This is a genomic window from Sutcliffiella halmapala (genome assembly GCF_002019665.1).
Classification (GTDB): Bacteria; Bacillota; Bacilli; order Bacillales; family Bacillaceae_I; genus Sutcliffiella_A; species Sutcliffiella_A halmapala.
On sequence record NZ_KV917375.1, the window covers coordinates 745,528 to 759,905 of the forward strand.

Annotated in this window: 14 protein-coding genes, 1 other RNA gene and 1 riboswitch; of the genes, 9 read left to right on the forward strand and 6 right to left on the reverse strand. The window is 36.7% G+C overall.

Annotated elements, in window-relative coordinates; translation table 11 throughout:
• Window positions 1-105: 105 nt before the first annotated feature.
• From BK580_RS03385 to BK580_RS03395, 3 genes are all read right to left on the reverse strand, one after another.
• Window positions 106-1,302: a sensor histidine kinase gene (locus BK580_RS03385; protein WP_078378983.1), complete on the reverse strand. Its 1,197-nt coding sequence runs from the start codon at window positions 1,300-1,302 to the stop codon at window positions 106-108.
• Between the two features lie 347 nt (window positions 1,303-1,649).
• On the reverse strand, window positions 1,650-1,787 hold the full coding sequence (locus BK580_RS03390; protein ID WP_078378984.1) for an anti-repressor SinI family protein: 138 nt from the start codon (window positions 1,785-1,787) through the stop codon (window positions 1,650-1,652).
• Window positions 1,777-2,166, reverse strand: a complete 390-nt coding sequence (locus BK580_RS03395; RefSeq protein WP_078378986.1) for an XRE family transcriptional regulator — start codon at window positions 2,164-2,166, stop codon at window positions 1,777-1,779. The genes BK580_RS03390 and BK580_RS03395 overlap by 11 nt, the downstream gene beginning before the upstream one ends.
• Window positions 2,167-2,408: 242 nt before the next feature.
• On the opposite strand from BK580_RS03395, the gene BK580_RS03400 reads away from it, so the two are divergent.
• From BK580_RS03400 to BK580_RS03415, 4 genes are all read left to right on the forward strand, one after another.
• Window positions 2,409-3,110, forward strand: coding sequence for a TasA family protein (locus BK580_RS03400; RefSeq protein WP_078378988.1), 702 nt, complete (start codon window positions 2,409-2,411; stop codon window positions 3,108-3,110).
• 128 nt (window positions 3,111-3,238) lie between these two features.
• Window positions 3,239-4,060: an amyloid fiber anchoring/assembly protein TapA gene (tapA, locus tag BK580_RS03405; protein WP_078378989.1), complete on the forward strand. Its 822-nt coding sequence runs from the start codon at window positions 3,239-3,241 to the stop codon at window positions 4,058-4,060.
• Window positions 4,061-4,063: 3 nt separating this feature from the next.
• Window positions 4,064-4,663 carry a signal peptidase I SipW gene (gene sipW / locus BK580_RS03410; protein ID WP_078382622.1) on the forward strand — a complete coding sequence of 200 codons (600 nt, stop codon included), beginning with the start codon at window positions 4,064-4,066 and terminating at the stop codon, window positions 4,661-4,663.
• Between the two features lie 63 nt (window positions 4,664-4,726).
• Window positions 4,727-5,350, forward strand: coding sequence for a TasA family protein (locus BK580_RS03415; protein ID WP_078378991.1), 624 nt, complete (start codon window positions 4,727-4,729; stop codon window positions 5,348-5,350).
• 481 nt (window positions 5,351-5,831) lie between these two features.
• Here the strand turns inward: BK580_RS03415 and BK580_RS03430 are convergent, their stop codons facing one another.
• Both BK580_RS03430 and BK580_RS03435 read right to left on the reverse strand, forming a co-directional pair.
• The gene (locus BK580_RS03430; protein WP_328589036.1) at window positions 5,832-6,194 is read right to left on the reverse strand and encodes a helix-turn-helix domain-containing protein; all 363 of its coding nucleotides are present in this window, start codon (window positions 6,192-6,194) and stop codon (window positions 5,832-5,834) included.
• A gap of 65 nt (window positions 6,195-6,259) precedes the next feature.
• Window positions 6,260-6,406 (reverse strand): anti-repressor SinI family protein, encoded by a 147-nt coding sequence (locus BK580_RS03435; RefSeq protein WP_078378999.1) that lies wholly within the window; start codon window positions 6,404-6,406, stop codon window positions 6,260-6,262.
• Window positions 6,407-6,435: 29 nt separating this feature from the next.
• Window positions 6,436-6,535, reverse strand: a riboswitch (cyclic di-GMP riboswitch).
• 457 nt (window positions 6,536-6,992) lie between these two features.
• On the opposite strand from BK580_RS03435, the gene BK580_RS03440 reads away from it, so the two are divergent.
• The 4 genes from BK580_RS03440 to ssrA all read left to right on the forward strand — a co-directional run bounded on the left by BK580_RS03440 (window position 6,993) and on the right by ssrA (window position 11,318).
• Window positions 6,993-7,733, forward strand: coding sequence for an alpha/beta hydrolase (locus BK580_RS03440; protein WP_078379000.1), 741 nt, complete (start codon window positions 6,993-6,995; stop codon window positions 7,731-7,733).
• Between the two features lie 36 nt (window positions 7,734-7,769).
• Window positions 7,770-10,172 carry a ribonuclease R gene (gene rnr, locus BK580_RS03445; protein WP_078379001.1) on the forward strand — a complete coding sequence of 801 codons (2,403 nt, stop codon included), beginning with the start codon at window positions 7,770-7,772 and terminating at the stop codon, window positions 10,170-10,172.
• Window positions 10,173-10,270: 98 nt separating this feature from the next.
• Window positions 10,271-10,738, forward strand: a complete 468-nt coding sequence (gene smpB / locus BK580_RS03450) for an SsrA-binding protein SmpB (protein ID WP_078379003.1) — start codon at window positions 10,271-10,273, stop codon at window positions 10,736-10,738.
• 238 nt (window positions 10,739-10,976) lie between these two features.
• Window positions 10,977-11,318: a transfer-messenger RNA gene (gene ssrA / locus BK580_RS03455) on the forward strand.
• Between the two features lie 409 nt (window positions 11,319-11,727).
• Here the strand turns inward: ssrA and xylE are convergent.
• Window positions 11,728-13,152, reverse strand: a complete 1,425-nt coding sequence (xylE, locus tag BK580_RS03460) for a D-xylose transporter XylE (protein WP_078379004.1) — start codon at window positions 13,150-13,152, stop codon at window positions 11,728-11,730.
• 528 nt (window positions 13,153-13,680) lie between these two features.
• Here xylE and isdC point away from each other — a divergent pair.
• Window positions 13,681-14,373, forward strand: coding sequence for a heme uptake protein IsdC (isdC, locus tag BK580_RS03465; RefSeq protein WP_078379007.1), 693 nt, complete (start codon window positions 13,681-13,683; stop codon window positions 14,371-14,373).
• Window positions 14,374-14,378: the final 5 nt, after the last annotated feature.

Consider the following 14,378-nt stretch of genomic DNA (forward strand, 5'->3'; position numbering starts at 1 on the left):
CTATTGCTCCAATCAACAGCTAAGGACTTGAAAATTAATTGACTTTAAAAGACCATACGAAAAAAGCCTTGGTTACTCACTAACCAAAGCTGCCTTCCACTATACTTATTTTATGATTGGAAAAGATACTGTCACATCTGTTCCGATTCCTTCTTTACTTTTGAACGAAATCGTTCCCTCGTATTTTTTCACAATATTAAAGCAAATCATTAGTCCTAGACCTGTGCCTTTACTTTTTAAGGAGTAGAAAGGTGTACCAATTGTTTGTAATTGCTCCTCTGTCATTCCTAAACCGTGATCCTTAACTATTATCTTTACATTGTGTTGATCCTTCTTCACTTTAACTTCAATGGTGTCTCCATGCTTGGATGATTCAATAGCATTTTTGAAAATATTTACGAAAAGTTGTTTGAATTCAAGTAAGCTGCATGTTACGGTACAATCTTCTTCCACCACTAAACTGATCTGAATCCTATCCATCAGTGCATACGTATTTAGCAAGTCCATGACAGTATGGAGTGCTTCTTTTACATTTACTACTTCATGTTCAACCTCACTTGGTTTTGCTAACATTAAAAAATCAGAAATTACTCTTTCAGCAGTATTTAATTCTTCTAACATTAAATGATAATGTTTTCTTTTCTCAATAGGCTGATCCTCACTGTAAAGTTGCAAAAATCCTTTGACTACGGTTATAGGGTTTCTAATTTCATGTGCAACTGCCGCCGCAAGCTGTCCGGTAGTCTTCAAACGTTCGCTCTCCTGGATTTGCTTGTAATACAACTTTTGATTCTCAATTCGTTTTTGAAGTTGTAGAAAAATAAATAAGAGCATAACCTGGCAGGCTAAAAAGTTAACCGCATACCCAGGAAGGTCTTTATATAACAAATAAAACTGCGCTCCTTTATCAACGAAAGCTACATAGCCCATAAAGGATAAAACCACTGTAATATTTCCGTATAATGAAAAATAGAACAGTCGTTTATTGAAGAATAGAATCGCAATGCCAGGAATGAAACAAATAATCAATAATGGAGATAAGGAAAATGGGTATAACATAAACATTAGATAAAAATAGAATGCCAACATAATCGTTAAAGTAGTTCGAATGAAAGCAGTCTTCTTATTAGGATAAATCCATATTAATACAGCAATAATTACAAAATTTACTGCGTGTATATAGATGGAAAGCGTTAGTTGTTCTTGGTCTATGAACGAATAAAGCAATCCTAAGAACATTAATAAGATACCGGCACTCGTTACAATGCGATAAAGTTTTATATCTGGTAAATCACTTTTCATTAAACAAACATCCTCGAAAATAAATTATATGTATATAATACTAAATATTAGGGAAGATAGTAATCTATTCTTTTTCCAATACTACCTTGAAAATAATATAGGTTACTTGTTGAACTCCCTGTAGATCTCCGTTGCAGGTGTTCGCTTTCCGCGGGGCGCTTGTGGAGCCTCCTCGTCGCTGACGCTCCTGCGGGGTCTCCACAAAACGCTATATCCCGCAGGAATCTCATACCTTCCACTTCAATCTACAGGGGCGGCGGGGAATATACTATGTTCACTTTTACATTATCCTTATTGCAATTTTCTTTGAATAGAAGTCTATTTGAATACACATAAAAAAGCCTTGGTCATTTGTTGACCAAGGCTAATTCGTTCTCGGATTGTTTTGTTTCTTGGAGGAAGTTCCTAATTTCACTAACAGATATTCCATACTCTCTGGCTTGTTCCATCAATTCTACCCATTCTTGGTCTAGTTCATTGTTCAAGTTCTGCTTCCTCCTTATTTTTCATCGCCTGTTTTTTCTGACCTTGCCATTTCTGAAATTCCATGTACTCCTTAAAATGAATGAAATCTTCCTTACTCATTCCCTCTGCAATAGCCTTTTGTACTAGTCTCTTCCACTCATCATCAAGTGTATGTTTCTGCTGTTTTTTTAATTCTGCAGCGGAAACTCCATTCAATATGTACTCCAAATCTGTTTCAAGTGTAGTGGAGATCTTGTTTAAAAACTGTAAAGAGGGATTGGTCTGAAGATTTCTCTCAAGGTAACTTAAGTAGGACTTAGAAACTCCAGCTAAATCAGCCAACTCACTTAAAGAATACCCCTTATTCAAACGTAATTTCTTCAGCCGCTCACCAAGCATCATCTACCCCTTCTTTTAATATGACATACGTTCATTATATAGCACAATTAATTCTTTATAAAAAACGAAATATTAAGAAAATTGGAGCAAATGGAAGGTTATTCAACATAACTGTTCTTAATTGAGATAATTCGGACTAATTTGCCGTTTTTCAAAGCGCACTAGGTGTTTTATACTACGTATTGTAGAGTTCGTTAAAAAGAACACTCAGAAAACTAAAGGAAAACGGGGAGGAATCAGAAATGAGTCTTAAAAAGAAATTAGGTTTAGGAATTGCATCAGCTGCACTAGGAATATCACTAGTCGCAGGAGGTACATATGCGTACTTTAGTGACACGGCAACACAAGCAAATACGTTTGCATCTGGGACAATTATTTTAGATGTTGACCCAACCGTACAAGTTCCTATGGAGAACTTAAAGCCCGGAGATTGGATGCCAAGATCATTCGAGCTTCAAAATAATGGAACTTTGGATATGAAATATGTGGATCTAACTACAAGCTATACTGTAACAAAGAATGGTGAAAATGTTAGTAATGCTTTAGCTAACAAATATGCAGAACAACTTTATGTTCAGTTCTTAAAGAACACAACTGGGGATGAAGATTACGAAGTATTGTTTGAAGTGTCATTAAAGGATTTACGTGATTTAACTCCAGAAGATTTAGCTACTAAAGTAAATATTGAAGAAATCATGTTACAAGAAGGGTATAGGGACTGGCAGTGGATTATTTGGCCACTATTTGGCTATTGGGTAACGGTAGATCCAGTATTTGGTGAAGTACCAGAAGAAATTACAGGTATTAAAGCTGGTGAAACTGCTGACTTTGCTGTCCAATTCCGATTCAACGACACTGGTTCAGCTCAAAACGACCTTCAAGATTTAGATTTAGATCTTACTTGGACATTCGAAGGATTCCAAACTGATGGTGAAGAAAGATAAGCTAGCTTTTACGGGAAAGGTGAGTATACCTCACCTTTCTTACCATTTTTTATTTCTTATCATGAATCTATAAAGTCAATTGTATATTCATGATAAGAAATAAAAGCTTCAATTAAGGAGGTACAAAATTGAGATATTCTCGTCTAAATAAATTCAGAGAAAAACATAAGAGCTTAGTAATTGTTCTACAGATTTGTGTGATTTATTATGTTTCTTTAATTTCTTTATCATTACTAACTTCTGGTACCTTAGCTTATTTTAGTGATTCTAGTAAAGCGAATACTGTTATTTCAACAGCGCCAGATTGGTGGGATAAAAGTAAACTCGTCTTTCCTGATAAAGGGACACAGGTAGTGCTTAGTTGCCCACCAATTGAAATATCGGTAGGAATAAAAAATGAAGGCTTGTCCATGTCCCAACCTACGGAATATGAAGTGTTTTATGCTAAATTAACTACAAATGGAAATCCAAGTAAGTATGGGGATAAAATTGCAGAAGACCAGATTTATCCTATTAAAGAAGGAAAAACCTCTACTCTTACTTTTAGTGCAGAAGAAGAAGGCTGGTATGTATTTAAAGCTTTACAACGACCGGGTTTTGAGAATGACTATGAAGATCGAAAAGAGATTTGGAGTGAGAAGGTAAAAGTACAATGTAAAGAAGATAAAAAAGTAGAGGAAGAAGTTAAAGGTATTGAAGAGGAAGTAGAAGTGATAGAAGAGGATACAGATAAAGACCAAGGTGAAGTCGATGAAGAAGTAAAAGAGGAGGATGAAGTTGAAGAGCAACCAATTGAGTCAGAACCTCCATCAGATGAAGAACCTATAGAAGAAGATAAAGAAGATGAGAATGCTGAAACGAATGAAATTAACTCAAGTATTAAAACTAAAAAAGAGGATGAAACAGAATCAGAAACTGATGAGGTTGAAAGTTCTCAAGGAGGAGAGTAAGTGATGAAAAAAACATTTAAAACAATTGGAAAGATAGCTAGTGGGGTTATTACGTTTACTCTATTTTTAGCACTTATTTTCATGGTGGTCATTGTTATATCTTCAAAAGCATCAGGTGGAGAACCGCAAGTATTCGGTTATCAATTAAAGACCGTTCTCTCTGGATCAATGGAGCCCGATATTAAAACAGGATCCATTATAGCCGTGAAACCTGGTGGAGATATGACTCGTTTTAAAGAGGGGGATGTCATTACCTTTCAAGAAACGAAAGAAAAATTAATCACACATAGAATTGTTGAAATAATTAACAGTGGGGAGCATGTCATGTATGCAACAAAAGGGGATAATAATGCTTCCGCAGACTCGAGTCCAGTATTGTCTGAAAATGTAGTTGCTCAATATACTGGTTTTACCGTACCATATGCTGGATACTTCACTGATTTCGCTACATCAAAAAATGGAAGTCTACTATTGTTAATCTTACCAGGTATATTACTATTAATTTATTCAGGGTTTACAATATGGAGAGCTTTAGCAGATATTGAAAAAAATATAAAGACCTCTTCACCTACTATTGATGAAACAACTACTCCAATAAAATAAAATAAAATAAAGTGAAGTAAGGATTAACTCTTTACTTTTACCTTCTTAGGAAGGAGGGATAACATGAGGTATAACAAGCTTTTTTTATCGATCACCATTGTGACACTAGTATTTTACTCGGTATTCTTTGTTTCTCTTAATAGCGCTGTAGCATCCACCGAAACTACGAAAGAAATCGATATTATGACGACACCAGAGAGCATCTTGTTTGATGTAACCAATATGAAGCCTGGGGATTGGGCGGAGCGAACGTTAGTCATAACGAATAAAGGAAAGAAAGATATTAGTTATCTTACATCTGCAAAGCTTACTTCAGGTTCTAAAAAGCTATATAATGAACTATCACTCTCAATTTCCGATAAAGACGGAGAAATATTTAATGGTAAACTAGCTGGCTTTAATAAGCTTGCGCCGAGGGAAATAAAAACTTCAGCTCAAGAGGAGCTAATCTTTACTGTGACATTCCCTCCTGAATTAGGTAATGATTTTCAAGGCTTAGCAAGTGAAGTAGAATTTAAATTTTATGCCGAGGGAACCTTAGGAGGACTTATTCCAGCTGAAAATGGAATTAAATTACCTAATACCGCAACTGATACTCTGAATTTTATTATTATTGGCGGGATTTTGCTCATGATTGGAATTATAGTGGTGTTCATTTTCAGGAAGAAAAGAGCAGGAATTGATTAAGTGTTTGAATAGATCCAGATTCATGAAATTCATTTTCTGTGGGATCTATTTTTTTGAAAACAAAATACAATTAATTACCAAGAACGGAATGATTGTTAAGAAAGCTTGTGTAATTTATTTTCTTCAGAAGTGCGCGTTTGATGAATTCACGCTTCTAATCTTTGTAACGGTATTTACCTCAGGAGTAGTTATCTGTCTTGTTTCTCATTTTAATCAGGATAAATTGCTAATAGTGTCTTTGGAGGGATAATCAATGTATAAGAAAATATGTCCAACATGCAGTCAAAAATCTTTTAGTAGTTGTGAGAGATATGACTGGGAATGTCCAGTATGTACGGCGGATTTGTCTTTTCAGAATGCTAGCATATTACAACATAGACATATTGCAAAAGAGTATCCTGCAAAAAGGCAACTTTCTATGTTCCTAAAAGGTTATAAAATAAACCAACAAGCATAAAAAATAAGCGCTGTAGCCCAGCGCTTATTTTTTATTATCTTGATTTATCTTCCACTTATTAAACTCAAGGAATTCTCGGAATTGATCTTTTGTTACTCCAGAATTCATTGCTTCTGTTACTAGTGTAGCCCATTCTCTATCCATATTTTCATTGTTTGTATTTTCGTCTTCATCATGCAGAAGGGTATTCACCGATACACCTAATACAGTAGAAATTTTCTCTAAAAACTGTACTGATGGATTGGATTGAAGGTTGCGTTCGATGGAGCTTAGGTAGGATTTTGCGACTCCGGCCCGCTCTGCTAGTTCTGACATGGATAATTTTCGTTGTTCTCTATATTTTTTAATTCGTTCACCAATCATGGTTTTCACCTTCCTATCATGCATTATTATAGCATATAACGAAGGGTTTGTTTGATATTTAGAACAAAATTACATGATTATTCTATAAATTAGAGATTTTGATGTATGGGCGGTGTAAAACTATGTAGAAATTCTCTAATTTCTTCTGAACTAATCCCCATGTTTAAGGCATCACTAATTAGTTCGACCCACTCTTTGTCTAAATTTTCTGTTAAATTAACTGATACTTTCTCCATCCTTTTCCCTCCTAAAATACTTCGGTATTTCAGGCAGCCCAGCCATCATAATAGTGAAAAGTTTCCTTCATTATTTTAGATCTGTTGACTTTGCGTCCTTGTTTTTCAACAAGTTTGCCTTTGACTGTTGTTCTATACAACTTTGGTATTGCTACCATTGACCTTATTATTACATAATTTATTATAATTTAACTATTAATGAAATGTTGCAGATAAATGTCGAACGTATAAAATTATTTTTATAAAATTTTTTAAGGAATAATTACCTAGTATTAAAAGGAAGAGTACTTTGAATTGATATAATTGAAATAATAAAATGCGAAAAAAAATACTGTATTTTTTTTGTGAGAAATAACTATTTTTGTCGAGTTTTCCTTAAAGAAGCATATTTAATAAAAATAAAACATCGTTATTTAATGAAAAAGATTGAAATATTTTGATTCAGGCCATTCAATCGCAGGAATAAGAGGACAAACAAGCTTTTCTCCCTCCCATTATGGTAAAATGTTCTTTCTAGACCAATTGTAACTGTTTTTTTAATAAGGGATGCATACTATAGATAATAATAGAAGGAAAGGATGTTCTTATGAATGTGAAATTGCCAAAGCCGTTTACGTTTGAAGGGGGAGAGCGTGCGGTTCTGATGTTACATGGATTTACAGGGAATTCTGCGGATGTGCGGATGATGGGACGTTATTTAGAGAAGAGAGGTTATACTTGCCATGCACCACAATATAAAGGACATGGTGTTCCGCCAGAAGAATTAGTACATACGGGTCCTGAAGATTGGTGGAAAGATGTGATGGAGGCTTACCAATTCTTGAAGGATCGTGGTCATGAAAGCATTGCGGTTGTTGGGCTTTCGCTTGGAGGCGTATTTTCTCTGAAATTGGGTTACACTGTTCCTGTCAAGGGTATTGTGCCTATGTGTGCGCCTATGTATATCAAGAGTGAAGAAATTATGTACCGTGGTGTGTTGGAGTATGCAAGAGAATGGAAGAAGCGTGAAGGGAAATCGCCTGATCAAATCGAACAAGAGATGAAAGAGTTCGAAAAATCACCAATGGGAACGTTGAAGGCTCTGCAAGGATTAATCGCTGACGTACGTAATAATGTCGATATGATTTATTCCCCAACGTTTGTGGTACAAGCTAGACATGACAATATGATTAACACAGATAGTGCGAACATTATCTATAATGAAGTCGAATCGGATCAGAAAGAAATTAAGTGGTATGAAGAGTCTGGTCATGTGATTACACTGGATAAAGAGCGGGACCAGCTACATGAAGACGTCCTTGAGTTTTTGGAGTCGTTGGATTGGTAACATACTAAGAAAAAATGAAATAGAGGAGGTATATATATGGAAGAAATAATTCAACAGCATATAGACAAGCTATTGTCTTATATGAAGGAAGAAGCGTATAAGCCGTTGACTACTCAAGAGTTAGAGGCGGCTTTCGGTATCAAGGATTCAGAGGAGTTTAAAGACTTTGTGAAGGCGTTAGTCTCCATGGAGGATCAAGGGTTAGTAGTTCGCACTCGTAGTAATCGCTATGGCCTTCCTGAGAAAATGAATTTAATTAAGGGTAAGGTGATTGGTCATTCCAAGGGATTTGCCTTTGTTATGCCTGAGGAAGCGGATATGGATGATGTTTTCATTCCACCTACTGAGTTAAATAATGCGATGCATGGAGATATCGTGCTAGTGCGGATCAACCGAAGTGCTGAAGGGGGATCTCGTCAAGAAGGAACTATTATTCGGATTGTCGAGCGCGGAGTGAAGGAAATTGTAGGTACATATACCGAGAGCAAAAACTTTGGCTTTGTTATCCCAGATGATAAAAAAGTAGCGAACGACATTTTCATCCCGAAAAGTGCAACGAACGGAGCAGTAGAGGGACATAAAGTAGTCGTGAAGTTAGTAACGTATCCTGAAGGTCGTCTAAGTGCGGAGGGAGAAGTTATTCGCATTCTTGGACATAAAAATGATCCAGGTGTCGACATTCTCTCTGTTATTCATAAGCATGGACTTCCACAAGAGTTTCCAAAGGAAGTGCTGGACCAAGCAAATGCTGCGCCAGATGAAATTGATGAAAAAGACCTTGTTGGAAGGCGCGATCTTCGAGATCAAGTAATTGTTACGATTGATGGAGCAGATGCAAAGGACCTTGATGATGCTGTAACGGTTACGAAGCTAGATAACGGGAACTATAAGCTTGGAGTTCATATTGCAGATGTAACTCATTATGTTACAGAGGGATCACCACTTGATAATGAAGCACAGGATCGTGGGACAAGTGTGTATTTAGTAGATCGAGTTATTCCGATGCTGCCACATCGTTTATCCAATGGGATCTGTTCCTTAAATCCAAAGGTTAATCGGTTAACGATGTCATGTGAGATGGAGTTAAATAACACTGGTGAAGTTGTGAAACACGAAATATTCCATAGTGTAATTAAAACGACGGAACGCATGACGTATACTGATGTAAATAAAATTTTGGTTGATAAGGAAGAGGAACTCCTAAACCGATATGAACCTTTAGTTCCAATGTTTCAGTTAATGGAAGAACTTGCAGCCATCCTTCGTAAAAAGCGGATGACACGTGGAGCGATTGATTTTGATTTTAAAGAGTCCAAGGTTTTAGTAGATGAAGACGGGAAGCCTACTGATGTTGTATTGAGAGAACGTTCCGTTGCCGAGAAACTAATTGAAGAATTCATGTTAGTTGCCAACGAAACAGTTGCTGAGCATTTCCACTGGATGAACGTACCCTTCATTTACCGCGTCCATGAGGATCCAAAGGAAGAGAAGTTACAGCGGTTCTTTGAATTCATCACTAACTTTGGATATGTTGTAAAAGGGAAAGGGAATGAGATTCATCCACGCGCCCTGCAAGAAGTAATTGAGGCGGTTCAAGGTAAGCCAGAGGAAATGGTTGTTTCTACTGTCATGCTTCGTTCGATGAAGCAAGCGAAATATGATGAAGAGAGCTTAGGGCACTTTGGACTTTCTACAGAGTTCTATACGCATTTCACTTCACCAATTCGTCGTTATCCGGATTTAATTGTCCATCGACTCATTCGAACGTATTTGATTCAAAAGAAGATTGACAATGTGACACAGGAAAAATGGAGTGAAAAGCTTCCTGAAATAGCGGAGCATTCCTCGAATATGGAGCGTCGGGCGGTAGATGCTGAACGAGAAACAGATGATCTGAAAAAGTCTGAATACATGCTTGATAAAATTGGCGAAGAATATGATGGGATTATTAGTTCTGTTACTAACTTTGGGATGTTTGTCGAGTTGCCAAATACGATTGAAGGACTTGTGCATGTCAGCTATCTAACAGATGATTATTATCGTTATGATGAGCGGAACTACGCAATGATTGGAGAAAGAACCGCGAAAGTCTACCGTATTGGCGATGAAATTACGGTCCGTGTCGTTAACGTTAATAAAGATGAACGATCGATTGATTTTGAAGTTGTAGGGATGAAAGGTACTCGCCGTCCAGACACGAAAACAGCTCCTCGTGTAATTCAAAGTGATCGAAAAAGACCAGCCAAAGGTCGTAGCCAGAAGCGTAAGCAAGAAAGCGATATTAATGACTATACATTTGAAATCGGTTGGAGCACTCAAGGTAAAAGTAAAGGTGAGGGTGCAAGTACAGGTGCAGGTACAGATAAGAAAAAGAAGAAACCGAAGCAATTTTTTGAGAATGCACCAAAACAGAAACGAACAAAGAAGAAAAAGAAATAACTGCACGAGAAAGAGAGCTACCACATAAGCTCTCTTTTCTTGTAGAAGTCACGTAGATTTGGTAAAATATTCACTACCGCTAAAAGGGGGAGAACGCAATGCCAAAAGGGGAAGGCAAAGTAATCAGCCAAAATAAAAAAGCCAATCATGACTATTCTATTGAACAAACCTATGAAACTGGAATGGTCTTGCAAGGTACAGAAATTAAATCATTGCGAGCAGGACGCGCGAATTTAAAGGATTCTTTTGCACGAGTCCAAAATGGAGAGGTATTTCTTCATAACTTGCATATCAGTCCCTATGAACAAGGAAACCGCTATAACCATGAACCCTTACGTACACGAAAGCTATTACTTCATCGTAAGCAAATTAATCAATTAATCGGCTTAACGAAAGAAGAAGGGTATACGTTAGTTCCACTCAAAATCTACCTTAAAAATGGATATGCGAAGCTTTTAATCGGACTAGGTAAAGGGAAAAAGAAGTATGATAAACGAGAAGATTTGAAAAAGAAAGAAGCAAAACGTGATATTGAACGAGCTTTCCGCGAGCGTCAGAAGGAATAGTTTAGAGTAATTTACAATACCTTACAATTGCAAAGTTGTGTGGATATGCTATAATAAGGTTGTCGCTGAAAGTTAGTGACACTTTGATAATTGAATAGCTAACTTGTTTAGCTCATTATCTTTCCCGTTAACACCTCGATACTTTGTTGATTTAAACTTCAACAAGGTTATGATTTTGGCAAAGGAGAAGCGAAGAGATTCAACGCTTATCATTTGACCTCATTCACCGAGGGGACGTTACGGATTCGACAGGGATAGTTCGAGCTTGGGTTGCGAGTCGAGGGGATCGTCCTCGTTAAAACGTCAAAGCCAATTATAACTGGCAAAGAAAACAACAACTTCGCTTTAGCTGCTTAACAACAGACTATAGCGGTTCCTCCCTCCATCGCCCATGTGGTAGGATCAGGGACTCACTCTAAGTGGGCTACGCTGGAGATCACCGTCTGAGGTCAATGGAAGAGAATAATCAGACTAGCTGCTATGATGCCAGTTGATAGGCGGAATAGTTAGCGAACCACTAATATATCAACTACACTCGTAGACGCTTAAGTGGCGATGTTTCTGGACGTGGGTTCGATTAATTATTAGTCGCCTTGTGTGGTAACATACAAGTGAAAATCTGGCTTTATCGGTGAAACCTAAGTCGCATAATATTGCGATAAGGCAATGCCGAGCGGTATGTGGAGTAATCCAACAGCCGTGTATCGACTCATAGGTTGCCGTGACTTTGCGGTAATACTAGGATGCGGAATTCCTGCCTATTCGGCGGTAAAATAATGTTTCGCATAATACGCCAGAGGACCTTATTGTAAGGTTCAAGATATAGTCAGTGCCATGACGAAAGCATGGAATTGCACGTCCCACCGTCTCCATATTGTATTCCTTTAAAAGACCACATTTTGTGGTCTTTTTTGCATTTAGTTGAAAAATTCCTCCTAAAATACAAAAATAACGCTCGTAGCTGAGCGTTATTTTTCTAAGCAAAGCTTTTACTTCGCCATTGGCAACTCATAGCTTTTTTTTTCTGATTTAGTCCATAGAGTTTCTAATTCCTCCAGCGATCTGCCTTTTGTTTCAGGAATGAATTTCCAGACAAACAGTGCGGAGAGAATACTCATGATTGCATAAAAGGAATAGGTTACTCCTCCGCTATACTCCATCATCATAGGATAGGTTGATGAAATGAAATAGTTAGCTGTCCATTGCGCTGCAACTGCAATTGCTATAGCCTGTCCCCGAATTTTATTTGGAAAGATCTCTGAAAGTAAGACCCAAACAACTGGTCCCCATGACATCATAAAGGAAGCGGTATAGATAATAATGAAAATTAATGTACCGACACCAATCACATTTGAAAAAGCCATGCCTGCTACACCAAACATTCCAATTGCCATTCCTAGGGAACCAATGATTAATAAAGGCTTTCGGCCAAATTTATCAACAGTGAGGATGGCAATAACAGTGAAGATAACATTTACTAATCCCATAATTATCGTTTGGAACATAGAAGCATCTCTTGCTGCACCTAAGCTTTCAAATATACGTGGTGCATAATAGAGTGCGACGTTGATTCCGACAAATTGCTGGAAAATAGACAAGAGAATACCAATAAAGATGATTTTTTTGCCAAATGAAAATAGTTTCCCAGTTCCTTGTCCGTGTTTACCTTGATAGGATTTTTTTATTTCAAGCATGGTAGCTTTAGCGAGTTTTTTATCATAAAGCTTCGAAAGTATATGAAGCGCTTTCTTATCTTGGTTCGTTGATAAAAGATACCTTGGTGTTTCAGGTACCGCAAATAATAAAATTAAGAATAGAAGTGCTGGAATCGCTTCTGATAGGAACATATAGCGCCAGCCAATATCATTGATCCATTCGACTGCTTGTCCTTTTGAAATCCCCCAGTTTACAAAATAAACGACCAGCATTCCAAAGATAATAGCAAATTGATTGAGGGAGACTAAACGTCCTCTTATTGAAGGAGGTGCAATCTCTCCAATATACATAGGGGAAACGGCAGAGGCCAATCCGACGCCAATACCGCCGATAATTCTGTATAGGTTAAATGTAATTAATAATGCAATGGTTGGATCCCCTTTAGTGAAGAATAAAAATTCAGGATAAGCGGAACCGAGAGATGAAACGAAGAAAAGAAGCGCTGCAATTATAAGCGTTGGTTTTCTTCCGAATCTGTTAGAACAATATCCTGATAATAGACCACCTATAATACAACCAATCAAAGCACTTGAAACGGTTAATCCATGTACGAGAGATGAAAGGTTTAAATTATCTGCAAAATAAGCCTGGAGTGCGCCTTCAGCTCCTGATATAACTGCTGTATCATAGCCAAATAATAAACCTCCTAGAGTTGCCACTAATGTAATTAACAAAATGTAAGCTTTATTATTCATCATTATTTTAGAGTAGAGACTTTATCCCTCTCTTTTCACTCTCCTTCCCCTATTTGAAAACGCTTTATTGACATTATACACCCAAAAACTTAGTTAGTACAGTGAACAAACTAAGTTTTTGTTTTTTTGAAATAATTATTTATTAACAGAAAAACTTTCTTTATGAAGAGATATGATTTAAATCTATTAAAAACATGAATCATTTTACCTAATTCTAATTGACAATGATTCTCGATTTGGGGTAAGATTAAACCGTATTAAAGGAAAAGCTTTACAAGTGTCGAGAGGGGGATAAGGTGTGTAGCGTTTTATCCAAATTCAGGTTGACGTCGCAAATTTTCTGTAATGGAAGATTATTTTTTTATCATTCAATTGAGAATGATAATCACATTCATATTTAATGAATGTTTTTATTTTGACTTTAATTGAGAATGATAATCGTTATTTATTTAGTTTGTTATTATCATTATATTTTTTTGACTTTTTTAATTGATAATAATAATCAGTATCGTTATGAGGGAGGAAGTGTAAGTGAAAAAAAAGCTAGGAACCTATTTATTACTTGGAGTCTTATTGGTGAGTTTGTTTAGTTTGACCATTACTCCAAGTGAAGCATATGGATCAACAGAACTTGCGGATGGTACATATACCATTAATTATACAGTGTTGCATTCAGATAATGATTCAGCTTCGATTGCAAATGATTATTGGGAAAAACCTGCAAAGATTACTGTAAATAATGGGAAAATGACGATGCAAATGACAATCAATCATAGCTCTTGGGTGAAAGAATTTAAAGTAGCGAATAATGGTGGATTTTCAGATGTTAGCGTGATTAGTACTGATAGTGCAGCTGATAAACGAGTTGTTCAATTCCCTGTTAGTAATTTAGCTAGCCCACTAGTTTCAAAGATTCATGTAACAGTAGCGGATATTAATTACGATCATGGTTATACGATTCGTTTTTCTTTTGATACCAACAGCATTAAAACAGTAAGTCTTGCTGGGGGTACAACTAATTCTTCTAATGAAAATTCATCGAATGCTACATCATCAAATGGTTCCAATTCATCATCAGACCAACAAACAAGTGGAAATTCTTCCAAAACAACTACTACGGAGAATCCAGAAACAAGTGATACTGCAATGATCTCTGTATTTGTTTTATTACTTGTCGTTTCTGGTGCCTTTTTAGTGAAAAGAATGAAGGTACAAGGTGAATAAGCTTC